This is a genomic window from Micrococcus porci (genome assembly GCF_020097155.1).
Classification (GTDB): Bacteria; Actinomycetota; Actinomycetes; order Actinomycetales; family Micrococcaceae; genus Micrococcus; species Micrococcus porci.
Window position 1 is genome coordinate 1,817,478 of sequence record NZ_CP083691.1, and the last position, 22,956, is coordinate 1,840,433.

Consider the following 22,956-nt stretch of genomic DNA (forward strand, 5'->3'; position numbering starts at 1 on the left):
GCTCGGACGGGGACGGCGTCGGCCCCTCGCCCCGGAACGGTCACTCCGGGACGGGAAGACAGTACACCCGTCACTGTGCTCCCGTTCACACGGGCCGGTTGTGTGACGCAGGCCTCTCGGCAGCCCGTCCGGTGGGGACCGTCGGGCGTTCGGCGGCCCCGAGAGGGGACGACGAGGGCCCCTCCGCAGCGGCGGAGGGGCCCTCGAGGGGCGGGACTGTCAGGCGCCGACGTCGTCCCACGCGTGGGAGCCGGAGCCGCCCTGGGTCGTGCGGACGGCGGGTGCCGCAGCGGGTCCGGCGCCCTCGACGTCCTCTCCCACGGGCCCGTGGCCGTCACGCCAGACGCTCTGCCGGGCGTGCGGACCGGCCGCCGCGCCGCGGTGGCGCAGCAGGATGCCGATCAGGAACGCGAGGGCGATCGCGAACATCAGCAGCGAGGTCCACACGTTCAGCCGCTGGGTGACGCCGAAGAGGGTGACCAGCTCGGCGTCGTCGATGCGCATCATCTCGATCCACGTGCGCCCGGCGGTGTACCACGCCACGTAGGACCACAGCATGGCGCCGTGGCGCAGGTGCAGCCGGCGGTCGACCAGCAGCAGGACCGCCACGCCGAGCAGGTTCCAGAGGCTCTCGTACAGGAAGGTCGGGTGGAACAGCGTGCCGGGGGCGTACTGCGCCGGGAAGTTCGGGCTCGCCGGGTCCACCGTCAGCCCCCACGGGAGCGTGGTGGGCCCGCCGAAGAGCTCCTGGTTGAACCAGTTGCCCCAGCGGCCGATGGCCTGGGCCAGCAGCACCCCGGGTGCCACGACGTCGGCGAACGCGGTCAGGCGCAGGCCGTACCGGCGGCACGCGATCCACGCGCCCACCGCGCCGAGCGCGATGGCGCCCCAGATGCCCAGGCCGCCGTTCCACACGTAGAGGATCTTGATCGGGTCACCCGTGCCGTCGTAGCCGGGGCCGAAGTACAGGTCCGGCGAGGAGAACACATGGTAGAGCCGCCCGCCGACGAAGCCGAAGGGGATGGCCCAGAGCGCGATGTCCAGGACGCGGCCCTCGGGGCCCCCGCGGTCCGCCCAGCGACGGCCCGACAGCCAGAGGGCCACCACGATGCCCGCGATGATGCACAGCGCGTAGGCATGGATCTTCATGGGACCGAGCTCGAACCCGTCCCAGACGGGCGCGGGGAACGCGGCCAGCGGCGTCAGCGCTCCGCTGCCCACGCTCAGGACTCCTTCGCGGTGCCGGCGGCCAGCTCGCGCGCCAGTGCCCCGACGGCCTCGGGGCCGCCGTCGCGCAGCGCCTTCACGAGGGCGGTGCCGACGATGGCCCCGTCCGCGTAGGAGCCGATCTCCCGGACGTGGTCGGCCGAGGAGATGCCCAGGCCCACGCACACGTTGCGGGCGCCGGCGGCCTTGGCACGGGCGACGACGCGCTCCGCGGCGTCGGAGACCTTGCCCCGGGCGCCCGTGACGCCCATGACGGAGACGCCGTAGACGAAGCCGCGGGAGGACTCCACGGCCAGGCGGACGCGCTCGTCCGACGAGGACGGCGCGGTGAGGAAGATGCGGTCCAGGCCGTGCTCCTCCGAGGCCTCGAACCATTCGCCGGCCTCCTCGGGGACGAGGTCCGGGGTCACGAGACCGGCGCCGCCGGCCTCGGCGAGTCGGCGCGCGAACTCGTCGACGCCCATCCGGTCCACGAGGTTCCAGTAGGTCATCACCACGACGGCGGCCTCCGTGCGCTCGGTGATGCGGCGCACCACCTCGAACACGTCGCGCGTGTGGAAGCCGTTCGCCAGCGCGTGGCTCGTGGCGGCCTGGATGACCGGGCCGTCCATCACGGGGTCCGAGTACGGCAGGCCGATCTCGATGACGTCGACGCCGTTCTCCCCGAGCTGGACGGCCGCCTCGACGGACTCGTCGATGCTCGGGTAGCCCGCCGGGAGGTACCCGATCAGGGCGGTGCGCCCGGCGGCGCGCGCGCGTTCGATGGCGTCGCCGGCCGTCGACGGCTTCTCCGCCGTGGCTTCGTGCTGCTGGTCGGGAGTGCTCATGGGGGCGCTCACTGCTCCTCTCCGGGGGTCATCTCCTCGAGCGGGTCCTTCTGCTCGTCCGCCTCGCCCAGGCCGAACCAGGCGGCGGCCGTGGCGACGTCCTTGTCCCCGCGACCGGACAGGTTGACGATGATGATCCGTTCCTCGCCCTCCGGGGTGCCCTCCCCGACGAGGCCCTCGTCCCGCCAGCGGCGCGCGAGGCGCAGGGCGCCGGCCAGGGCGTGGGCCGACTCGATGGCCGGCGTGATGCCCTCGGTGCGGGTCAGGCGCAGCAGCGCGTCCATGCACTCCGTGTCGGTGACGGGCTCGTAGGTCGCCCGGCCGGTGTCGTTGAGGAAGGCGTGCTCCGGCCCGACGGCCGGGTAGTCCAGGCCGGCGGAGATCGAGTGCGAGTCGATCGTCTGCCCGTCCTCGTCCTGCATCAGGTAGGTGCGCGCACCGTGCAGCACGCCGGTGCGGCCCAGGGTGATGGAGGCGGCATGACGGCCGGTCTCGACGCCGTCGCCGCCGGCCTCGAAGCCGTAGAGCTCCACCTCAGGGTCGTCGAGGAAGCCGTGGAACAGGCCCATGGCGTTGGACCCGCCGCCCACGCACGCCGCGACGGCGTCCGGCAGCCGGCCGGTCTGGGCCAGGATCTGCTCGCGCGCCTCCTCGCCGATCACGGAGTGGAAGTAGCGCACCATGGCGGGGAACGGGTGCGGGCCCGTGACCGTGCCCATCAGGTAATGCGTGGTGTCCACGGAGGCGACCCAGTCGCGCAGCGCCTCGTTGATCGCGTCCTTGAGCGTGCGGGCGCCGATGGTCACGGGGATGACCTCCGCACCGAGCATCTGCATGCGGGCCACGTTCAGGGCCTGCCGGCGGGTGTCCTCCTCTCCCATGTACACCGTGCACTCCATGCCGAACAGCGCGGCGGCGGTGGCCGTGGCCACCCCGTGCTGGCCGGCGCCGGTCTCCGCGATCAGGCGGGTCTTGCCCATGCGCCGCGCCAGCAGGGCCTGGCCGATCACGTTGTTGATCTTGTGGGAGCCGGTGTGGTTGAGGTCCTCGCGCTTGAGGAAGATCCGCACGCCCGGCACCTCGGCCGCGAACCGGGGGGCCTCGGTGAGCAGGGAGGGACGGTTCACGTAGTTGGCGTAGAGGTCCTCGAGCTCGGCGAGGAACTCGGGGTCCTGGCGGGCGGCCTCGTAGGTGTCGGCCACCTCCTTCAGGGCCGCCATGAGGGACTCCGGCATCCACTGCCCGCCGTAGCGGCCGAAGTACGGCCCCGGCTGGTCCTGGAACGGCCCCGCGACGTCGACGGACTCGGTGCTGGTCATGGTGTGCCCTCCTAGGGGGTGGGGACGGTCAGCGGACGGTGAGGGACGCGGCCCGGAACGCGCGCAGCGCGTCGGCGGGGGCGCCGTGCCGGACGAGCGCCTCCCCCACGAGGATCGCGTCGGCGCCGGCGGCGGCGTACTGCCGCACCTGCGCCTCGGACTCGACGCCGGACTCGGCGACGCGCACGACGTCCTCGGGGAGGTCGCCGGCGAGGGCCGCGTAGCGGTCGGGGTCCACGTCCAGGGTCTTCAGGTTGCGCACGTTGACGCCCAGGATGCGCGCGCCGGAGTCGACGCCGCGGGCGATCTCCTCGGAGGTGTGCGCCTCGACGAGGGCGTGCATGCCCAGGGACTCGGCGAGCTCGCGGAAGCCCCGCAGCCGCGCGTCGTCCAGGGAGGCGACGATCAGCAGCACGAGGTCGGCGCCGTGGGCGCGCGCCTCGAGGATCTGGTACTCCGTGACCGTGAAGTCCTTGCGGAGCACCGGCCGTGCCACGGCGGCCCGGACCGCGTCCAGGTCGGCGAGGGAGCCGCCGAAGCGGCGCTGCTCGGTGAGCACGGAGATCGCGCCGGCCCCGCCGTCGGCGTAGGAGGCGGCCAGCGCGGCGGGCTCGGTGATCTCGGCCAGGGCGCCCTTGGACGGGCTGCGCCGCTTGACCTCGGCGATGACGTGGATCCCCGCGGGGTCAGAGCGGCCGTCGCGGAGCGCGGCGTACGCGTCCCGCGGTGCCGGCGCCTGGGCGATCAGCTCCTGGAGGCGCGCCTCGGGGACCGCCTCACGCCGCGGGGCCAGATCCTCCAGGACCCCCGCGACGATGGAGTCGAGGACGGTCTCCGGCATCAGTGGTCGGACCGGCCGGCGGCCTTGCCGCCGACGATGCCCACGAGGACGCCGACGACGATGACGGCGACGCCGATCCAGACGATGACGAGGGCGTCATTGAGCAGACCGATGCAACCGGCCAGGAAGCCGAGCACCACGAGGCCGGCCATGGCCCAGGCGGCCGGGGAGTTGCCGTGGCCCGGCACCTTCGCATGGGTCGGGTCGTTGAGGACGCGGCCGTCCTCGGTGACGACGACCTCACGGGAGGCGGTGTGCCCCGTGGTGTGCCCGGCGGCGTGCGCGCCGGCCTGGGCGGTGTGGTTCACGGTGGCCTCGGTGTGGCTCATGGGGAGTCCCTCGTTCCTCTGGATGCGGTGATGACGACTGCTGTTCATTGTGCCACGCCGCGCGCGGGCCAGGCCGGGCCTGACCCCCGGCGCGGCGCGCGCAGGCCCCGCCGCGCCGGCCGGCTCAGGTGGGGTCCTCGCCCCGGGAGAGCTCGTCCCAGGCGTCCATGCGGTCCACGTGCCTGGACGGCGGCGCCGCCGCGGCGGGCTCGTCCGCCGTCGCGGGCGACTCGAAGCGCCGGCTCGCGGCCCAGCGGGGCCCGACGACGAGCGTCGCCACGCCCAGCACCGCCGCCATCACGCCGCCCGCGGCGGAGACCCAGGGCCAGGCCGACACCGCGTACGCCGCGGCCGGGGCCGTGGTGCCGGTGAGCTCGGAGACCGCCCCGGCGGCGGCCGCGACGGGATCCAGCGCCGCGGTCACGGCGGTCGAAGCGATGACCACGCCCGCCAGCGTCATCAGCACGCCCACGAGCACCACGCCCACGCGCCGGGCCGTGGTCAGCGCCAGCGCCCCGGCCATGACCACGAGGGCCAGCGCGGTGGCGACGGGCGCCACGCGGCCGCCGCCCGCCGTCGCCTGCGGGACGGGGCTGCCCTCCAGGCCGGACGCGGTCACCCAGGTCTGCCCGGTGGCGGCGAGGACGAGCACTCCGGCCAGCAGTGCGGCCAGCACGATCCAGCGGCGGCGCATCAGGCCCCCCTCAGCTCGGCGGCGGTCAGCACGGCGCGCAGGGGCGCCGTCGCCTTGGTGACGGTCTCGGCGGTCTCGGCGTCGGCGTCGGAGTCCGCGACGATCCCCGCGCCCGCCTGAACGTGCGCCTGCCTGCCCGCCAGCGTGACGGAGCGGATGTTGATGGCCATGTCCATGTTCCCCGCGAGGTCGAAGTAGCCGACGACGCCGCCGTAGGGGCCGCGCTCCGTCGGTTCCCACTCGTCCAGCAGCTGCAGCGCCCGCGGCTTCGGCGCGCCGGAGAGCGTGCCCGCCGGGAAGGCGGACCGCAGGGCGTCGAGGGACGTGACGTCGTCGCGGAGGCGGCCCTCCACGTGGGAGACCAGGTGCAGGATGTGGCTGAACGCCTCCAGCTCCATGAACTGGGTGACCTCCACGGTGCCCGCCTCGCAGACGCGGGAGAGGTCGTTGCGGGAGAGGTCCACGAGCATCAGGTGCTCGGCCCGCTCCTTCTCGTCCTCCGCAAGCTCCTTGCCGAGCAGGCGGTCGTCCTCCGGCGTGGCGCCGCGGCGGCGGGAGCCGGCGATCGGGTGGGTGACCACGCGGCGGTCCTGCACCGTGACGAGCGCCTCCGGGGACGAGCCGACGATCTCGTAGGGCTCACCGTCCGGGGTCTGGAAGGAGAACAGGTACATGTACGGGCTCGGGTTCACCATGCGCAGCACCCGGTACACGTCCACCCCCGACGCCGCCGTGTCCACGGAGAAGCGGCGGGACACGACGATCTGGAACACCTCGCCGTCCGTGATGGCCTGCTGCGCCCGCCCGACGGCGTCCCGGAAGCCCGCCGCGCCCCAGCGGTCCTCGGCCTCGGCCGCGACCTCCTCCGCCGTGGCGTCGAGCCAGCGGCGCGGCACCTCGTCCACCGGGTCCTCAGCCCCCGCGCGCAGGCGGGCGACCATGTCCTCCAGGCGAGCGACGGCGTCGTCGTAGGCGCGCTCCGCGCCCGTGGCGAGGCCGTCGCCGTTGATCGCCAGCGCGATGAGCGTGACGGTGCCGTCCTGGGCGTCGTGCACGGCCAGGTCCGAGATGAGGTTCATCGCCAGCAGCGGCAGGCCCAGGTGGTCCTCGGGCGGGTGCGGCAGGCGCTCCCACGCCCGGACCGCGGGCCAGCCCAGGAACCCGGCCATGCCGGAGACCAGGTGGGGCAGCGCGGCGTCCACGCGGGTGCGGGCGTCCGTGCTGAGCAGGCGGAGGGACTCGGCGAGCACGTCGAGCGCGCGGCCCTCGGTCGGCAGGCCCTCCGGCGGCTCGCCCAGCCAGACCGCGTCCTCGCCACGCGCGGTGAGGGTCGCGGCGGAGCCGGCGCCGATGAAGCTGTACCGGGACCACGCCGCGCCCGGCGTCGCGGACTCCAGGAGGAACGTGCCCGGTCGCGAGTCGGCCAGGCGGCGGTGGATCGCCAGCGGGGTCAGCCCGTCCGCGAGGACCCTCCGCACCACGGGGATGACGCGCGACGTCGGCGCGACCGCCAGGAACTCCTCCCGCGAGGGCACGACGCCGCTCATCGGACCGCCTCCGCGTCCTCGGTCTGCGGGTCCTCGTCGGCGGCCGTCGGCGCGGCGAAGCGCCGGTCCGTGAAGCACGACGTCGTGCCCGTATGGCACGCGGGGCCGGTCTGGTCCACGGTCAGCAGCAGGGTGTCGCCGTCGCAGTCCGCGGCGACGGCGAGCACGCGCTGGAGGTGCCCCGAGGTCTCCCCCTTGCGCCAGTACTCCTGCCGGGAGCGGGACCAGTACGTGGCCCAGCCGTCCTCCAGGGTGCGTCGCAGCGACTCCTCGTTCATCCACGCCATCATCAGCACCTCGCCGGAGTCGTGCTGCTGGGCGATCGCGGGGATCAGCCCGCGCTCGTCGAAGATCAGGGGCGGCAGGTCGGCGACGACGTCGGAGGGGCTCATGGGAGTCCATTCTAGGGAGGGACCCCTCATGTGACGGCCGTCAGCGCACCGACCGGACCGCGGGCGTGGTCAACGCACGACGTGCCCGGCGGCGCGGAGGGCGTCCTTGACCTGGCCGATCATGTCGTCCGGGCCGAAGTGGAACATCGAGGCCGCGAGCACGGCGTCGGCGCCGGCGTCGACGGCCGGGGGGAAGTGCTCCGGCAGGCCCGCCCCGCCGGAGGCGATGAGCGGCACGGTGGTCACCGCGCGCACGTCGCGGATCATCTCCAGGTCGAAGCCGTCGCGCGTGCCGTCGGCATCGATGGAGTTCAGGAGGATCTCCCCCACGCCGCGCTCGGTGGCCTCCCGGCACCACGCGACGGCGTCGATGCCGGTGCCCTTCCTGCCGCCGTGCGTGGTGACCTCGTAGCCGGAGGCGCAGCCGGGGTCCCGGGTGCGCCGCGCGTCGAGGGAGAGCACCAGCACCTGGTTGCCGAACCGCCGCGCGATCTCCCCGATCAGCTCGGGACGGGCGACCGCGGCCGAGTTCACCGAGGCCTTGTCCGCGCCGGTGCGCAGGAGCCGGTCCACGTCCTCGACCGAGCGCACGCCGCCGCCCACGGTCAGCGGGATGAAGATCTGCTCCGCCGCCCGGGTGACGACGTCGAACATGGTCGCGCGGTCGCCCGTGGTCGCCGTGACGTCCAGGAAGGTGAGCTCGTCCGCACCCTGCGCCCCGTAGCGGGCGGCCAGCTCGACCGGGTCGCCGGCGTCGCGGAGGTTCTCGAAGTTCACGCCCTTGACCACCCGGCCGGCGTCCACGTCCAGGCAGGGGATCACGCGCACGGCGACGGTCATGGGGCGGGCTCCTTCAGGGCTGTCGGGAACGGGGCGGCGCGGGGGCGTCAGAGGCGGATCGCGTGGATCGCGGAGATCAGGATGCCCCGGGCGCCGAGGTCGTAGAGGTCGTCCATCGCGCGGTTCGCGTCCGCCTTGCGGACCATGGAGCGCACGGCCACCATGGACTCGTCGCGCAGCGGGGACACCGTCGGGGACTCCAGGCCCGGGGTGACCGCGGTGGCCTGCTCGAGCAGGTCGCGGCGGATGTCGTAGTCGATCATGACCCAGCGGCGGGCCACGAGCACGCCCTTGAGCCGGCGCAGCAGCACGTCCAGGCCCTCGGGCCGGGCGCCCACGCGGGCGATCATGATGGCCTCCGAGTCCAGGATCGGCTCGCCGAAGGTCTCCATGCCGGCCGCGCGCAGGGTGCTGCCGGTCTCCACCACGTCGGCGATCGCGTCGGCCACGCCGAGCTTCACGGAGGACTCGACGGCGCCGTCGAGGTGCACCACGCGCGCGTCCAGGCCGGACTCGGCCAGGTACTCGGTGAGCAGGCCGTCGTAGGAGGTGGCGATGCGCCTGCCGGCGAGCTCCTCCGCCGAGGTGAACGAGCCGACCGGCGCGGCCAGGCGGAACACGGACTTGCCGAAGCCCAGTGCCATGATCTCCTCCGCCGTCTCCCCCACGCGGGCGTCGCGGAAGAGGTCGCGGCCGGTCAGGCCCACGTCCAGGGTGCCCTGGCCGACGTACACGGCGATGTCCCGGGGGCGCAGGTAGAAGAACTCGACGTTGTTCTCCGGGTCCACGAGGACGAGCTCGCGGGAGTCGCGGCGCTGGCGGTAGCCGGCCTCGATGAGGATCTCGCGGGCGGACTCGGACAGGGCGCCCTTGTTGGGCACGGCGATGCGCAGCACTTCGGTCTCTCCTGGGGGTGGGACGGCTCAGAGGTGGCGGTAGACGTCCTTGAGGCCGATGCCCTTGGCGATCATCATGGTCTGCACGTGGTAGAGCAGCTGCGAGATCTCTTCGGCGGCCGCGTCATGGGACTCGTACTCGGCGGCCATCCACACCTCGGCGGCCTCCTCGACGATCTTCTTGCCGATCGCATGGACGCCCGCGTCGATCTGGGCCACCGTGCCGGAGCCCTCCGGGCGTTCGGCCACCTTGCGCGTCAGTTCCGCGAACAGCTCTTCGAAGGTCTTCACGCAGGTCAGCCTACCGACGGCGGCCGGGCGCTCGGCCCCGTCGTCGCCGTGTGACGGACCGGCATGATGGACCCGTGACCACGCCCCGCCGGCCATCCGCCACCGCAGCCGCCTGTTCCGACTCGTCACCGGGGGTGCCCCGGGCCCTGATCGTCGTCTGGGCGCTGCTGATCGTGCCCGTGCTCTTCTGCCTGGTCGTGGTCGGAGGCTCGGCCGTCGCCCACGCGTCGTCCTCCGCCGGGCCGGCCACGCTCCGTTCGGCCCTGCCCCTCGGGGCGGCCCTGCTCACGGCGGTCGCCGGGACGGCCGCGGCACGCCACGCCCGGGCCCCCGCGGCGAGAAGCGTGCTCACCGTCGCGGTGGCGCTGCTCCTCCTGGCGGTGGCCGCTCCCCTGGTCCTGAGCCTGTTCGCGGCCGGGACCGAGGAATGGTGCGAGGGCCAACCGGGTGGGCGCGGAGGAGCGCCCATCACGTCCGAGGCCGACGTCCCCCTCCTGTGCCGGTGACCGCCACACCGGCGGCCCGCGGCCCGTGCCTCAGGTCGACGGCGTCCAGGCCCCCACCCGCAGCTCGGCGCCGCCGGGCACCCCGTCCTTGAGGTCGAACGGCGCCGGGCCGGGCGACCCGCTCACCGTGCCGTCTCCCGTGATCGGCGCGGGGATCGACGGTCCGCCTACCGTGAGCGCGACCGACACGGACTGGGGCGTCGTCTGATCCGCGGCGTTGCGGTACCCGGGCCAGAACAGCCCCGCCGTCGCGGTGCCTCCGGGCGCCAGGACCGCACCGGAGTCCGGGTCCTCCCGGGCGAGGTCCGCGGCCGGGACCTCACCCGTCCTGTCGTCCATGGGCACCGGGCGCAGGTCGATGGGGTCGCCGCCCTGGATGATGGTGATGACCGGGCGCCCCCGCAGGGCGCAGGGCTGGGAGCCGGTGTTCGCGGCCCTGATCCCCGCGCCGCTCTTGCCCATCGCGCTGTCGAAGCCGGTCACCTGGAGGGTCAGCTGCTCCGGCGCGCAGGCGGGCATGTCCGGAGGGACCGCCACCGGCGTGGGGCGAGCCTGCGGATTTCGCGTCGGGTCCGCCGAGGCCGTGCCGGGCACCGGCGCAGGGGCTGGCGTCGGTGGGGGCACCACGTTGTCCGGCGGCCTGGCGTCCGCCGGCGGCGCGGGCACCGGCCAGGCGGCCCAGACGGCCAGGAGGGCGATCGCCACCGCGCCCGGGGCGAGGACGGACCAGAGGACGCGCGGAGGCGCTTCTGCCTCCACCGGTGCGGACGACGTCGCTCCGTCCGACGTCCGCGCCAGCGACCTGAACCACAGGCCTCGCCACACCAGCGCGGCGCACGTGAGGATCACGCCGATCGGCCAGGCGAAGGTCCACGCCACCAGCAGCGGGAGCACGCCGAGCAGTCCGACCGCTGCGGTGGTCGCCGCAACCGTTCCTGCGAGTCGATGGGCGTCTCGGGCCCCTCGCCCGTGGACATCGAGGAAGCGGCGCCCGAGGACCGCGGCCGCGGTGGCGGAACCGACGAGGACCGCGCCGACGAGATTGAGGGACTGCGGAAGGGCGAGGACTCCCAGGAGGAGCGCCAGCATGTCGAGGAGGGGGATCGCGACGAGCAGCACCCACCCCGCCTGACACCGCGGCACCACGATCAGGAGCAGAGTCGCACTGACGAGAGCCGTCGCCACGACACCGGCGAGCGCGTCTGCACCGGGAAGGCCGGGGTGCCCGGACCTCATCATCGAGGTGGCGAACCCGGCCGCCGTCGCCGTCAGGAGCCCGCCACCCAGCGCGGCGAGCACCGCGGGGGCGTCCACACCGCGACGGCGCGGCGACCGGGGATGCCGAGCGTCCATCGGGGGCGTCGACGGGACCGGCGCGGTGCGCCCGGTGCCGGCCAGGAACCAGCCTGCGGCAGCCGCCAGTGCGGCGATGAGCGTGACCATGCGGTAGTGGGTCCGCGCGTCGAGCCACAGGTCCTCGCACTGGTTGAAGTCATCACAGTCGAAGAGGAACGCGGGGTCCCTGCCCAGGCGAGCGGCGTGGAAACCGACCACCACCAAGACCACCATCGCCGCCACGAGCAAGACCCAGCCCAGCGCGCCGACCGTGCGCGCCGTGCGGTCAGGCGTGGTCGGCCGCCGCACCAGGGGCAGGGCTCGCAGCGTCGGGAGGAGGTCGGCGACGGGATCGGGCGACGCTGTCCGCTCGGATGGGTTCACGCGTCGATCCTAGGCGTGGTCCACGAGCGCTCAGCCGAGCGCGGCGCGCAGCGCGAGCTCCGTGAGCACGGCCGCCTCGAGGGCCTCGCGCCCCTTGTCCTCCTGCGAGCCCGGCAGGCCGGCGCGGTCGCGGGCCTGCTCCACGGTGTCCACCGTGAGGACGCCGAAGCCCACCGGCACGCCGGTGCGGACGGAGACCTCGGTGACCCCCTGGGTGACCGACTGGCACACGTAGTCGAAGTGCGGGGTGCCGCCGCGGACGACGACGCCCAGCACCACCACGACGTCGTGGGTGGCGGCCAGGCGCGCGGCGGCCACGGACAGCTCGACCGTGCCGGGCACGCGCACCAGGTCCACGTCGATGCCCAGGTCCGCGGCGGCGGCCCGGGATCCGGCGATCAGGCCGTCCATGATCTCCGTGTGCCACTGCGCGGCGACCACGGCCACGCGCAGGGACCCGGCCGCCGCGCGGTCGGCGTCGGTCAGGGTGGTGAGGGCGAGGGTCGGGGCGCCTGCTCCGCTCATGGGGTGTCCTCCTGGACGGTCGTGACGGGGGTCGGGTCGGGGTGTCTGTCGGGGGTGCCGGGTGGGACGGCGGCGCTCAGGCGTCGCCGAGGTCGCGGTCGGCGAGCTCGTGGTGCATGCGGTCCCGCTTGGTGCGCAGGTACGCGGCGTTGTGCTCGGTCACCGGGGTGGGGGCCGGCACGCGCTCGACGACGTCGATGCCGGCCGCGCGCAGAGCGTCCACCTTGGCCGGGTTGTTGGTCACCAGGCGGATGCGGGTGAGGCCGGCCTCGCGCAGCAGGTCGGCGGCGCCGGCGTAGGCGCGCCCCTCGGCGGGCAGGCCGAGGGCGAGGTTCGCCTCGACGGTGTCCAGGCCCTCCTCCTGGAGCCGGTATGCCCGGATCTTGTTGGTCAGACCGATGCCCCGGCCCTCGTGGCCGCGCAGGTACAGCACGGCCCCGCCGTCGCGGGCGGCGGCGTCGAGGGCGGCCTGCAGCTGGGGGCCGCAGTCGCAGCGCAGGGAGCCGAACACGTCGCCGGTCAGGCACTCGGAGTGCACGCGGACGGTGACGGGCGCGTCGGCGTCGCCGCCCGTGGCGGACCCGGGACGGTCGGCGACGAGGAGGACGTGCTCGGCTCCGGTGGCGGTGTCGGGGTGGACGGAGATGCGGAAGTCGCCGTGGGCGGTGGGCAGGGCGGCCTCCGCGGGGACGACGCGCTGCTCGGGGCGGTGTTCGTGCAGGTGGGCGACGAGGTCCTCGATGGAGATGAGCACGAGGCTGTGCTCGTCCGCGAACTCGCGCAGCGCGGGCAGGCGCATCATCGTGCCGTCGTCGTGGACGAGCTCGGCGATGGCGGCGACGGGGGGCAGATCCGCCAGCTCGCACAGCTCGACGCCGGCCTCGGTGTGCCCACGTCGGGCGCGCACGCCCCCGGGGACGGCGCGGAGCGGGAAGACGTGGCCGGGGCGGGTCAGGTCCGCGGCGGTGGACTCCTCCCCCGCGAGCACGCGCAGGGTGACGGTGCGGTCAGCTGCGCTGATGCCGGTGGTGACCCCGGCGACCGCGTCCACGGACACCGTGTAGGCGGTGCCCTTGGGATCCTCGTTGCGGGCGGTCATCGGCGGGAGGTTCAGGCGGTCCGCCAGTTCTGCGGGCAGGGGCGCGCAGATCACGCCGGAGGTGTGGCGGACCGTGAACGCGGTGACGGCGTCGGTGGCCAGGGCCGCGGCGTAGATGAGGTCGCCCTCGTTCTCCCGGTCGGCGTCGTCCACGACGACGACGGGCCGACCCTGCGCGATCGCGGCGACGGCGTCGGCGACGGGGTCCAGGCGGATGTCCACCGGGGCGGCGGGCTCGACGGCGGTGTCGATGCTCATGCGTGGGGCTCCTCGGTGGTCGGGGCGGGGATCGCGGCGAGACGCTCGGCGTAGCGGGCGAGGACGTCGGTCTCCAGGTTGACGGTGTCCCCCGCGGCCAGCCGCCCCAGGGTGGTGGCCTCGAGGGTGGCGGGGATGAGGCCAACCTCGAACCAGTGCTCGCGCGCGTCCGCCGGGGACACGCCGGTGACGGTGAGGGACACGCCCTGGAGGGCGATGGCCCCCTGGGCCGCGACGTAGCGGGCCAGGCGGGCGGGCAGGCCGATGCGCAGCGTGGTCCAGTCCCCGTGCGGGCTGACCGCCAGGACGGTGCCAGTGCCGTCGACGTGGCCCTGGACGACGTGCCCGTCGAGGTGGTCGGTGGGGCGCAGGCAGCGCTCCAGGTTGACGCGGTCCCCGGGGCGACGGCCGCCGAGACTGGTCATGCGCAGGGTCTGGCCCATGAGGTCGGCGCGGAAGACGCCGGGCGCGGCGGAGGCGGCGTCGTCGTCGAGGGCGGTGAGGCAGACCCCGTCCACGGCGAGGGAGCCGCCGGCGGGCAGGCCGTCGAGGGCGCCGCCCGCGTCCACGGTGAGGACGGCGGTGTCGGTCTCCGGGCGCTCCTCGAGGGAGAGGACGGTGCCGAGGTGGGTGATGATCCCGGTGAACATGGGGCTCCTTCGGTCGGCGTCAGTCGGCGGGGTCGGTGACGGGCGCGAGGTGGGTGAGGACGTCGTCGCCGAGGGCGCGCACGGGTCCGTCCTCGGCGGGGTCGGGCGCCCACCGGTGGCCCGCGGCGAGGGTGGGGACGTCCAGGCCGGCGACGCCGGGCAGTCCGTCCCCGAGCAGCACCGGTGCGGTGTAGGCGAACACCTCGTCCACGAGGCCGGCGGCCAGCCAGGCCCCGAGGACGTGGGGGCCGCCCTCGATCAGCACGTGGCCGGGGCGCGAGCCGCCGTGCGGCCACGGGCCGGGGCGGGAGGCCAGCGCCGCGAGCACGGCGCGGGGGTCGTGGGAGCGCACGTGGATCAGGTCGGCGCGGGCGGCCAGGGCTGCGCCGGCGGGGAGGTCGCGCTCCCCCATGACCACGGGCACAGGCTGGACGGGCAGCTGCTCCCCGGCGGCGTCCCGGGCGGTGAGGCGCGGGTCGTCGGCGGCCACGGTGCCGGTGCCGCAGACGACCGCGTCCACGCGGGCCCGCACCGCGTGGGCGTGGGCTCGGGAGGCGGGGCCGGTGATCCACCGGCTGGTGCCGTCCGCGGCGGCGGCCCTCCCGTCGAGGGACTGGGCCAGGTGCACGGTGATCCACGGGCGGCCGGCGTCGCGCACGCGCCGCCAGCGGGCGGTGAGGGCGGCCGAGGCGGCGTGCCCGGTGGGGCCCTCGACGCGCAGCCCGGCGCGCGTGAGGCGTGCCGCTCCCCCGCCCGCGGTGCCGGTGGCGTCGGCGACCGCGTAGCGGACGGCCCCCAGGCCGGCGTCGAGGATGGCGCCGGCGCAGGGCCCGGTGGAGCCGGTGTGGTCGCACGGCTCGAGGGTGACGTGGATGGTGCAGGCGGCCGGGTCGACGTGGAGGGACGGATCCGCGGCGCGGGCGGCCGCCCAGCGGTTCAGGGCGTCGACCTCGGCGTGGGCGGTGCCGCGGCCGCGGTGGTGCCCGACGGCCAGGACGGCGCCGTCGGGGCCGGTGATCACGGCCCCGACCAGCGGGTTGGCGCCGCGCACGCCGGCGAGGGCGGCCGCCGCCGCGAGGTCGAGGGGCTCGGCGGGCCGGCCGGCGTCGTCGTGGCGGGCGGCAGGGGCGCTCATCGGGCGGCCTCCTCGGGTGCGGGGCCGTCCGGCAGGAGGGTCTCGACGGCGGGCTTGTCCCGGTCCCGGGCACGCATCCACACGAAGAAGCCGGTCAGGGTGAACACCCCGTAGAAGGCGTACATCACGGCGGACGCGTAGTACCCGGAGGACCACAGCAGGGGCACGCCGACGACGTCGACGGCCACCCAGATCAGCCAGAACTCCACCCAGCCGCGGGCCATGCCGTACGTGGCCAGCAGCGAGCCGACGAACGTCCAGGCGTCCGCCCACACCGGCTCCCACGAGCCGAGCGCGCGGAAGACCGGGGTGAGGGCCACGGTGCCCAGCACCAGGGCGACCGCCAGGAAGGCCCGGTTGCCCCAGCCGGCCCATTCCGGGGTGATGGCGGGCGCGTGGTCGGCCCGGCCGCGCTGAGCGTCCCGCCAGCGTTTCCAGCCGTAGACGGACACGGCGATGAACATGACCTGGCGGCCGGCCTGGCCGAGGAGCGTGGCGTGGGGGGCGTCGTTGAACAGGGAGGCCAGGAAGACGGTGAGGAGCAGCAGGTTGCCGAGGATGCCCACCGGCCACGCCCAGACCTTGCGGGCCATGCCGCCCAGGGCGGAGGCGAGCCCGAACACGTTGCCGACGACCTCGCGCATGAGCAGGCCGCCGCCGGCGACGGGGATGGTCCAGTTGAAGACGTCCACGAGCCACTGCATGCCGACCGGTTCCTCCTCGGATCAGGCTCCGAGGGGTGCGCTCCGGGACCCTGTCCGCGCCGACGGGCGCAGGAGGGCTCGGCCGCGTGCCTCTCCCATCCCGACTGTACGGTCGGCACCGGAATTCCACCGGTCAGGCCGCGGTCCGGGTCCCTCGGGCGAGGGGCGGACGCGCGGTTAGCGGGCTGTCACCGCCGGTGCGGACTTCCACCGCATCTCGGAGCACGTTGCTGTCAGCGAGTATGGCACGCGGGGGCGACGCCGGCGGCCAGGTCGCGCAGACCGGCGATCGCGGCGCCGGGGTCGTCGGCGCCGAACACGGCGGAACCGGCCACGAACACGTCGGCGCCCGCCTCGGCGGCACGGAGGATCGTCTCCCGGTTCACGCCGCCGTCCACCTGGAGTCGCACCGGCACGGGGGCACCGTCGAGGGCCTGCCGCGCCCGGCGGATCTTGGGCAGCGTCACGTCCAGGAACGACTGCCCACCGAAGCCGGGCTCGACGGTCATGATCAGGAGCATGTCCAGCTCGGGCAGCAGGTCCAGGTACGGCTCGATCGGGGTGGCTGGCCGCACCGCCAGACCGGCCTGCGCCCCGGCGGCCCGCAGGGAGCGGGCCAGGACGATCGGCGCGCGGGCGGCCTCGGCGTGGAACGTCACGGACTCCGCCCCGGCGTCGGCGTAGGCGGGAGCCCAGCGGTCGGCGTCCTCGATCATCAGGTGGATGTCCAAGGGCAGGTCCGTCGCCGCCCGGATGGCCTCCACCACGGGGAGCCCCAGGGTCAAGTTCGGCACGAAGTGCCCGTCCATGACGTCCACGTGGACGGCGTCCGAGCCGGGGATGCGAGCCAGCTCGTCGGCGAGGCGGGCGAAGTCCGCCGAGAGGATCGAGGGGTGGATGCAGGGGTGGGCGCTCACGGTGCTCCTCGGGGCGGTCGGTGGCTGCAGGTGTGTTCGGACAGGCCGCTCAGGCGACGGGCGCACGGAACAGGGCCAGGAACATCGCGTCCGTGCCGTGCCGGTGGGGCCACAGCTGCGCGGTGCGGGCGAGGACCGGGTCCGCGTCCTCCGGCGCGGCGAGGCCGAGGTCGGCGACGGCCACGTCCTGCAGGGCCGCCGGGGCGTCGAGCTGCTCGAGCACCGGGTGCCGCCGCAGCAGGTCCTGCACCTGCACCAGCGTCTCGGCCACGTGCGGCGAGCAGGTGACGTAGGCCAGCACGCCGCCGGGGGCGAGCACGCCGACGGCCGCGTCCAGCAGCTCGGCCTGCAGGCCGGTCAGCTCGGCGAGGTCGGCCGGGGTGCGCCGCCACCGTGACTCGGGGCGACGCCGCAGCGCGCCCAGTCCGGTGCAGGGGGCGTCGACGAGGATCCGGTCGAAGCCGCCGGCGGGGGCGTCCTCCGCGATGGTCCGCCCGTCACCGGTACGCACCTCCCACGCGGACGCGGGCACGCCTGCCAGCGCGGACCGGACGAGGTCCGCGCGGTGCGGGGCGACCTCGTTGGCCAGGACCGTGGCCCCGCGCTCGGAGGCCAGGGCGGCGAGCAGGGCGGCCTTGCCGCCGGGCCCGGCGCAGAGGTCCAGCCAGCGCTCAGCCTTCCGGCCGCCGGCGTCGCGGCCGGACGCGGCGGGCACCGCGGCCAGGGCCCGCGCGGTGAGCTGGGACCCGGCGTCCTGGACGCGCAGCACGCCCTCCCGGACGCCGGGGAGGCGGCCGGCGTCGCCGCCGGCGTGCAGGGCCGCGTCCGGGGTCAGGGGGTGGGGCTCGGCGCCGTCCCCCAGCGCGGAGGCGAGGGCCTCGCGGCCACCGGGAACGGGGAGCCCGACGAGGTTCACGACCGGGGCCGCGTTGTCTGCGACGAGCAGCGCCTCCAGCTCGGCGTCGCGGTCCTCCACGTCCGCAGTGCCGGGGTGGCCGGCGAGGGCCTGGCGGAGGGCGCGGACGATCCATGCCGGATGGGAGTGGCGCACCGCGCGGGCGGTGTCGCCGCCGTCGGCCGGCGCGACCTCCGCGAGCCAGTCCTCGCGGGGCCGCTCGGAGACGCGGCGCAGCACGGCGTTGACGAATCCCGCGGGTCCGGCGCCGACCTCCGCGCGCACGAGGGCGACCGTCGCGTCGAGGGCGGCGTGTGCGGGCACACGCATGCCCAGCAGCTGGTGGGCGCCCAGGCGCAGCGCGTCCAGGACCGGGGCGTCGAGCGCGTCGAGTGCGCGGTCCACGCAGCGGGCCAGGACGGCGTCGTAGAGACCCTGCTCACGGAGCGTCCCGTAGGTCAGCTCCGTGGCGAACCCGGCGTCACGGCGGTCCAGGCGCCCCTGCCGGATGCGGGCGGGCAGCACGAGGTTCGCGTACGCGTCCTCGGCGTGGACCGCCCGCACCACCTCGAACGCGACCCGCCGGGCTGGGTCGGCCCGGCGGGCGCGTTCCTTCGGCGCCAGGGTCGTGCGATGGCGCCCCGTGCCGGAGGCGCCGCGGTTCAGCTGCCGGCCCTGGGCATCGCGGCGGTCCTGGCCGCCAGCACCCTGCCGGCCGCCGGGGCCTTGCCGTCCTTCGGCACCGCCTCGTCCTCGGCCGCCTTGACCGGCACCGCGTCCGGTCGATCCGTCCTGTCCAGCGCTCATGCGCCCTCCCCTGCCTGCGCGGCGCGTGCCGCGGCCTGCTGCGCGGCCCTGCGGGCCGCCTCCGCGTCCAGTGCCGCCAGGTGGGCGGCGAGCTCGTCCCCGGCCAGCAACCGCACCGGCGCGGTGAGGCCCCGGGCCCAGTCGGCGGCGGACATGGGCTTCTTGCCCGCCGGCTGCACCTGGTCCAGGCGGACAGCGCCGCCGGCGGTGCGCAGCCACGCCGTCCCGCCCGCGGCGACGATCGCCCCGGGGGCGGCCGCCTCGGCGGCCTCGGGCCAGCCGTCCTCCCCGGGGTGCGTCGGGACCACGCCGCCCAGCTTGAGCCGCGCGGGGGCGGCGTCCGCCTCCCCGGCCGGCACGAGCCAGCCCCACGCCCCTGGCTCGGGGGTGGTGCCGTTGATCCGGGCGGCGACCTCGCGCGTCCCCGCCGCGGCGTCCACCAGGCCGTCGGCGGCGGTGAGCTTGGGGGCGTGGGTGGGCTCACCGGTCTGCGGCACGGACCGGGCCTCGCCGGCCGCGAGGGCGTCGAGCACCTCGAGCACGAGCGGCCCGCCGTCCTCGGCGAGCGCGGCGAGGAGGTCACCGGCGGTGTCCTCGGGGGCGACGTCCCGGCCGATCCGCGCGAACACGGGACCGGTGTCCAGGCCCTCCTCGAGCTGGAACACGTCCGCGCCGGTGCGCTCGACCCCGTCCATGAGGGCGCGCTGCACGGGAGCGGCCCCGCGGTAGGCCGGCAGGTGGGAGAAGTGCAGGTTCAGCCACCCGTGCGCCGGGATGGTCAGCGCCTCCGCGGGCACAAGGGCCCCGTAGGCGACGACGACCGCCACGTCCGCCTCGAGCGCGCGGATGGCCTCGAGCACCTCCGCCGCCTCCGGGCCGCGCAGCCGGTCGGCCTTGAGGACGGGCACGTCGGGCGCGGACTCGGCGGCGGCCCGGGCCACGGCCGACGGGGTGAGCACGCGCTTGCGGCCGACGGGGGCGTCGGTGCGGGTGAGCACGCCGGCGACCTCGTGGGCTGAGCCCACCAGCGCGCGGAGGACGGGCACGGCAGCCTCGGGCGTGCCGGCGAACAGGACGCGCAGCGATCGTGCCGGCGCGCTGCCGGCGTCGGGGCTGAGGGCGGTCTCGGGGATGCTCACTGTGCTCCTCGGCGGGGGGTCGTGCGGGCGGCGGAGGGGGACACCGACGGTCGGGCGCCGAAGACCGAGCCGGCCAGGGCGTCCCGGCGGGCGCGGATGCGCTCCGCCTCCGGATCGGGGGCGTCGGCGCGCAGGCGGCGCCGGGCCTCGCGGCGGTCGTCCCCGTCCAGGCGGTCCACATAGAGGATCCCGTCCAGATGGTCGGTCTCGTGCTGGAGGCAGCGGGCCAGCAGGCCCTCGCCGCGGTGCTCCACCGGATTCCCGTCCACGTCGACGCCGCGGACCACCGCGCGCTCGGCGCGGGCCGGGTGGTAGCGCAGCCCGGGGACGGACAGGCAGCCCTCGCCGGGCTCGCGGACGGGACTGCCGAACGTCTCCAGGACGGGGTTGAGCACGTGGCCGGACGCGCCGGCGCAGTCGAACACGAACACGCGCAGGCCCACGCCGACCTGGGGCGCGGCCAGGCCCACGCCGCCCACGGCGTGCATGGTCTCCACCATGTCCTCCACGAGGGCCCGCACGTCCTGCCCGGCGGCGACGGGCGCGGCGGGGGTGCGCAGGACGGGGTCGGGCACGGTACGCAGGGTCAGGACGGTCACGGTTGAAGCCTATCGGCGGGGGCGGACGTCCCCGGGTCGTGCGCCACGGCCGGCGGTGCCCCGAAGGCGGCCGCGCGGGCGGCGCTCAGGCCGCCGGCCGCTCCCGGGACGGACACGGGGGGCGGGCCGATCACACGGAGGGCGGGTCCGGCGTCGTCCACGGCGAGGGCGTGCTTCCACACCTGCCGCAGGGCCCAGAACTTGTGCCAGTGGCGGGGCAGCGCGGCGTTGTTGGCCTGGTGGACCGCCACCTCCGTCTCCCCCAGCGCGACGCCGAGCAGCATCTCCGCCCCGCCGTGCGCCCAGGGCTCCCACGTGCCGGCCTCCGCGTCCACGAGCGACTCCTCCGCCTTGAGCCCGGCGGTGAGCTGCATGACCACCTTCGGGTCCAGGGCCTTCACGCGGCCGTCGCGCCCGGTGCCCTTGGTCTTGTAGTCGATGAGGCAGAGGCGCCCGCCGATCCGCGCCACGAGGTCCAGGGTCCCGGCGTAGCCCACGGAGTGGTTCCAGACGGTGATCTCGGCGGCCACGGGCTGGACGTCGTAGAGGTCCCACCACTCGTCGAAGCGGTCGGCGTAGGCGCCCTCGCCGTGACGCTGCAGCTCCTCGCGGGACGCGGCCATGGTGTGGGGCCGCCCCAGGGCACGCAGGGCCACCTGCTCGGCGTAGTCGTGGACGCGGTCCCCGCGCTCGGCGGCGGCATCGCGGTAGCGGGCGGCGGCGTCGGCGGACTGCTTGGCCACCTGCCGCAGGCGCGCGGGCGAGCCCAGCGACTCCCCCAGGCGAGGGTCCTGGGCGACGGCGTTGGCCGCCATCCACCCCACCCAGCCGTCCAGGTCGGTCCTCTCCATGCCGATCACGGTGGTGATCGAGGGGACCTCCGGCAGCCCGGAGAGGGAGCGCGCGTACATGCGTCCCTGGGGCGTCTGGTGGGCGAGGCGAGGCTGCGTCATGGTGCTCCATTCTGGCCGAACGACCGGACACGACACGCTCCCCCGATCCTCGATTTGGCATCCGCCGCGAAGATGGTCTAGAGTTCTTTCTCGTTGGAAATCGCGGAGAACGGTTCTGAACCGGTGCTGCGAAGCCCATCATGCGGATGTAGCTCAGTTGGCTAGAGCGCCACCTTGCCAAGGTGGAGGTCGCGAGTTCGAATCTCGTCATCCGCTCGCAAGTCCCCCATCCCTGGTCGGGTGGCCGAGAGGCGAGGCAGCGGCCTGCAAAGCCGTATACGCGGGTTCGAATCCCGTCCCGACCTCGCAGGCCCTTCCGATGAGGAACGGCGGCAAGCTTGCCGAAGCCCCCGGGCTGAGGTCGAGCGCGATTGGCGCAGCGGTAGCGCGCTTCCCTGACACGGAAGAGGTCACTGGTTCGAACCCAGTATCGCGCACGGATGAGATCCGTGAGGATCGCACCACGCGGATGTAGCTCAGTTGGCTAGAGCGCCACCTTGCCAAGGTGGAGGTCGCGAGTTCGAATCTCGTCATCCGCTCCATGGGAAGGGCCCCTCCGTTCGGAGGGGCCCTTCGCGCATCCCCCGATGCAGGGCACCGCCCGCCCCCTCCCCCACGGACGACGACGGCGACGCACCCCCGGAAGGGTGCGTCGCCGTCGTCGGGGGGATCCTGAGGACCTCAGCGGACGCCGGAGGTCACTTCTCCACGGTCTCGCCCGTCTGGCCCTCGCGGACCAGCGCGGTCATGCGGGACACCGTGCGGAAGTACTTCTTCATGTAGCCGCCGTGCATCATCTCGGACGTGAAGAGCTGGTCGAACGGCACGCCGGAGGCCACCACGGGCACGTCCTTGTCGTAGAGCCGGTCGGCGAACACCACGAAGCGCAGCGCCGTGGCCTGCTCCGTGATGGTCTGCACGTCGTGGAACGCCGCCACGTCCACGTCTTTGACGAGCTCGCGGTAGCGGGAGGGGTGCACGCGGGAGAGCATCGCGGTGAGCGCGGCGAAGTCGTCCACGGAGACGACGTCGGCGTGCGGGAAGTTCGCCTGCGCCGTGGACTCCACGGCGTCGTCGGCCAGGGGCTCGGGGGCGGCGGACAGGCCGCGGTGGCGGTAGTCCTCACCGTCCACACGGATGACCTCGAACTGGTCCGCGAGGACCTGGATCTCCCGCTTGAAGTCCTGCGCCGCGAAGCGCCCCTCGCCCAGCGAGCCCGGCAGCGTGTTGGACGTGGCCACCAGGCGGACGCCGGCGTCGGCCAGCTCACGCATCAGGCGGGACATGAGGACGGTGTCACCCGGGTCGTCCAGCTCGAACTCGTCGATGCACACCAGGGTGTAGCCCTTGAGCACGTCCACGGCCTGGCGGAAGGACAGCGCGCCCACCAGGTTCGTGTACTCGACGAAGGTGCCGAACGCCTTGGGTCCCGGGGCCGCGTGCCAGGTGGAGGCCAGGAGGTGGGTCTTGCCGACGCCGAAGCCGCCGTCGAGGTAGATGCCCGCGGGCTCCGGCCCGCGCTTCCTCCCTCCGCCGAACAGGCCGCCGAGGAAGCCGCCCCCGCCGGAGCCCCCGCGGGGGCCTCCGAGGCTCGCCGCGAACCTGCGCAGCCGCTCCACGGCCTGCGCCTGGGAGGGGTGCGCCGGATCCGGGATGTAGGAGTCGAACGAGACCTCCCCGAAGCGGTACGACGGGTGGAGGCCCGCGAGGAGCTGGTCCGCGGAGACCTGCGGCGAGCGGTCTGCGAGGTGGACGGTCTGGGGCACGGGCGCTCCCTCTCTCGTGACGGCGGCGTGGTCCCGCCATGCTACCGGCCGGGCCACATGACCTCCCGTGTCGCCGGACCG

24 protein-coding genes, 4 tRNA genes and 1 riboswitch are annotated in these 22,956 nt (G+C 75.0%); of the genes, 5 read left to right on the top strand and 23 right to left on the bottom strand.

Annotation, left to right across the window (positions count from 1 at the left end):
• Window positions 1-219 precede the first annotated feature (219 nt).
• The 11 genes from lgt to KW076_RS08580 form a co-directional block, all read right to left on the bottom strand.
• Window positions 220-1,227, bottom strand: a complete 1,008-nt coding sequence (gene lgt, locus KW076_RS08530; RefSeq protein WP_434084374.1) for a prolipoprotein diacylglyceryl transferase — start codon at window positions 1,225-1,227, stop codon at window positions 220-222.
• Entirely contained in the window at window positions 1,224-2,054 is an 831-nt protein-coding gene (trpA, locus tag KW076_RS08535) for a tryptophan synthase subunit alpha (protein WP_224354950.1), read from the bottom strand. Before trpA ends, lgt begins: the two co-directional genes overlap by 4 nt.
• 8 nt (window positions 2,055-2,062) lie before the next feature.
• Entirely contained in the window at window positions 2,063-3,373 is a 1,311-nt protein-coding gene (trpB, locus tag KW076_RS08540; protein WP_224354951.1) for a tryptophan synthase subunit beta, read from the bottom strand.
• A 28-nt stretch (window positions 3,374-3,401) separates the two neighbouring features.
• A complete protein-coding gene (gene trpC, locus KW076_RS08545) occupies window positions 3,402-4,214 on the bottom strand; it encodes an indole-3-glycerol phosphate synthase TrpC (protein ID WP_224354952.1) in 813 nt (270 codons plus the stop codon).
• Window positions 4,214-4,543, bottom strand: coding sequence for an HGxxPAAW family protein (locus KW076_RS08550; protein WP_224354953.1), 330 nt, complete (start codon window positions 4,541-4,543; stop codon window positions 4,214-4,216). Before KW076_RS08550 ends, trpC begins: the two co-directional genes overlap by 1 nt.
• A gap of 124 nt (window positions 4,544-4,667) precedes the next feature.
• The gene (locus KW076_RS08555; RefSeq protein ID WP_224354954.1) at window positions 4,668-5,237 is read right to left on the bottom strand and encodes a Trp biosynthesis-associated membrane protein; all 570 of its coding nucleotides are present in this window, start codon (window positions 5,235-5,237) and stop codon (window positions 4,668-4,670) included.
• Complete coding sequence (locus tag KW076_RS08560; protein ID WP_224354955.1) at window positions 5,237-6,784, bottom strand: chorismate-binding protein; 1,548 nt, start codon at window positions 6,782-6,784, stop codon at window positions 5,237-5,239. Before KW076_RS08560 ends, KW076_RS08555 begins: the two co-directional genes overlap by 1 nt.
• Window positions 6,781-7,176, bottom strand: a complete 396-nt coding sequence (hisI, locus tag KW076_RS08565; RefSeq protein WP_224354956.1) for a phosphoribosyl-AMP cyclohydrolase — start codon at window positions 7,174-7,176, stop codon at window positions 6,781-6,783. Before hisI ends, KW076_RS08560 begins: the two co-directional genes overlap by 4 nt.
• A 69-nt stretch (window positions 7,177-7,245) precedes the next feature.
• Window positions 7,246-8,016, bottom strand: a complete 771-nt coding sequence (hisF, locus tag KW076_RS08570; RefSeq protein ID WP_224354957.1) for an imidazole glycerol phosphate synthase subunit HisF — start codon at window positions 8,014-8,016, stop codon at window positions 7,246-7,248.
• A gap of 47 nt (window positions 8,017-8,063) precedes the next feature.
• Window positions 8,064-8,912, bottom strand: a complete 849-nt coding sequence (hisG, locus tag KW076_RS08575; protein ID WP_224354958.1) for an ATP phosphoribosyltransferase — start codon at window positions 8,910-8,912, stop codon at window positions 8,064-8,066.
• A gap of 27 nt (window positions 8,913-8,939) precedes the next feature.
• The gene (locus KW076_RS08580; protein WP_224354959.1) at window positions 8,940-9,203 is read right to left on the bottom strand and encodes a phosphoribosyl-ATP diphosphatase; all 264 of its coding nucleotides are present in this window, start codon (window positions 9,201-9,203) and stop codon (window positions 8,940-8,942) included.
• Between the two features lie 74 nt (window positions 9,204-9,277).
• Here KW076_RS08580 and KW076_RS08585 point away from each other — a divergent pair, with 74 nt between their 5' ends.
• Window positions 9,278-9,709: a hypothetical protein gene (locus KW076_RS08585; protein ID WP_224354960.1), complete on the top strand. Its 432-nt coding sequence runs from the start codon at window positions 9,278-9,280 to the stop codon at window positions 9,707-9,709.
• Window positions 9,710-9,739: 30 nt separating this feature from the next.
• Here the strand turns inward: KW076_RS08585 and KW076_RS08590 are convergent, their stop codons facing one another.
• The 11 genes from KW076_RS08590 to KW076_RS08640 all read right to left on the bottom strand — a co-directional run bounded on the left by KW076_RS08590 (window position 9,740) and on the right by KW076_RS08640 (window position 21,109).
• A complete protein-coding gene (locus tag KW076_RS08590) occupies window positions 9,740-11,428 on the bottom strand; it encodes a DUF4232 domain-containing protein (protein WP_224354961.1) in 1,689 nt (562 codons plus the stop codon).
• 30 nt (window positions 11,429-11,458) lie between these two features.
• The gene (ribH, locus tag KW076_RS08595; protein WP_224354962.1) at window positions 11,459-11,953 is read right to left on the bottom strand and encodes a 6,7-dimethyl-8-ribityllumazine synthase; all 495 of its coding nucleotides are present in this window, start codon (window positions 11,951-11,953) and stop codon (window positions 11,459-11,461) included.
• 76 nt (window positions 11,954-12,029) lie between these two features.
• A complete protein-coding gene (gene ribB / locus KW076_RS08600) occupies window positions 12,030-13,310 on the bottom strand; it encodes a 3,4-dihydroxy-2-butanone-4-phosphate synthase (protein WP_224354963.1) in 1,281 nt (426 codons plus the stop codon).
• The gene (locus tag KW076_RS08605; protein WP_224354964.1) at window positions 13,307-13,960 is read right to left on the bottom strand and encodes a riboflavin synthase; all 654 of its coding nucleotides are present in this window, start codon (window positions 13,958-13,960) and stop codon (window positions 13,307-13,309) included. Before KW076_RS08605 ends, ribB begins: the two co-directional genes overlap by 4 nt.
• 19 nt (window positions 13,961-13,979) lie before the next feature.
• Window positions 13,980-15,095: a bifunctional diaminohydroxyphosphoribosylaminopyrimidine deaminase/5-amino-6-(5-phosphoribosylamino)uracil reductase RibD gene (gene ribD, locus KW076_RS08610; protein ID WP_224354965.1), complete on the bottom strand. Its 1,116-nt coding sequence runs from the start codon at window positions 15,093-15,095 to the stop codon at window positions 13,980-13,982.
• The gene (gene pnuC / locus KW076_RS08615; RefSeq protein WP_224354966.1) at window positions 15,092-15,799 is read right to left on the bottom strand and encodes a nicotinamide riboside transporter PnuC; all 708 of its coding nucleotides are present in this window, start codon (window positions 15,797-15,799) and stop codon (window positions 15,092-15,094) included. Before pnuC ends, ribD begins: the two co-directional genes overlap by 4 nt.
• A gap of 83 nt (window positions 15,800-15,882) precedes the next feature.
• Window positions 15,883-16,028: riboswitch (FMN riboswitch) on the bottom strand.
• A 4-nt stretch (window positions 16,029-16,032) separates the two neighbouring features.
• Complete coding sequence (rpe, locus tag KW076_RS08620; protein WP_224354967.1) at window positions 16,033-16,716, bottom strand: ribulose-phosphate 3-epimerase; 684 nt, start codon at window positions 16,714-16,716, stop codon at window positions 16,033-16,035.
• A gap of 49 nt (window positions 16,717-16,765) precedes the next feature.
• A complete protein-coding gene (locus KW076_RS08625) occupies window positions 16,766-18,418 on the bottom strand; it encodes an RsmB/NOP family class I SAM-dependent RNA methyltransferase (protein WP_224354968.1) in 1,653 nt (550 codons plus the stop codon).
• A complete protein-coding gene (locus KW076_RS08630) occupies window positions 18,415-19,500 on the bottom strand; it encodes a methionyl-tRNA formyltransferase (protein WP_224356817.1) in 1,086 nt (361 codons plus the stop codon). The genes KW076_RS08625 and KW076_RS08630 overlap by 4 nt, the downstream gene beginning before the upstream one ends.
• A gap of 53 nt (window positions 19,501-19,553) precedes the next feature.
• Window positions 19,554-20,156, bottom strand: a complete 603-nt coding sequence (gene def / locus KW076_RS08635) for a peptide deformylase (protein ID WP_224354969.1) — start codon at window positions 20,154-20,156, stop codon at window positions 19,554-19,556.
• The gene (locus KW076_RS08640; RefSeq protein WP_224354970.1) at window positions 20,153-21,109 is read right to left on the bottom strand and encodes a cytochrome; all 957 of its coding nucleotides are present in this window, start codon (window positions 21,107-21,109) and stop codon (window positions 20,153-20,155) included. The genes def and KW076_RS08640 overlap by 4 nt, the downstream gene beginning before the upstream one ends.
• 142 nt (window positions 21,110-21,251) lie before the next feature.
• Here KW076_RS08640 and KW076_RS08645 point away from each other — a divergent pair.
• The 4 genes from KW076_RS08645 to KW076_RS08660 all read left to right on the top strand — a co-directional run bounded on the left by KW076_RS08645 (window position 21,252) and on the right by KW076_RS08660 (window position 21,651).
• Window positions 21,252-21,325, top strand: a tRNA-Gly gene (locus KW076_RS08645).
• Window positions 21,326-21,343: 18 nt separating this feature from the next.
• Window positions 21,344-21,414, top strand: a tRNA-Cys gene (locus tag KW076_RS08650).
• Between the two features lie 60 nt (window positions 21,415-21,474).
• Window positions 21,475-21,546: transfer RNA gene (locus tag KW076_RS08655), tRNA-Val, on the top strand.
• A 28-nt stretch (window positions 21,547-21,574) separates the two neighbouring features.
• Window positions 21,575-21,651 (top strand) — tRNA-Gly (locus KW076_RS08660).
• A gap of 156 nt (window positions 21,652-21,807) precedes the next feature.
• On the opposite strand, the gene zapE is transcribed toward KW076_RS08660, so the two are convergent.
• Window positions 21,808-22,875 (bottom strand): cell division protein ZapE, encoded by a 1,068-nt coding sequence (gene zapE / locus KW076_RS08665; RefSeq protein WP_224354971.1) that lies wholly within the window; start codon window positions 22,873-22,875, stop codon window positions 21,808-21,810.
• Window positions 22,876-22,956: the final 81 nt, after the last annotated feature.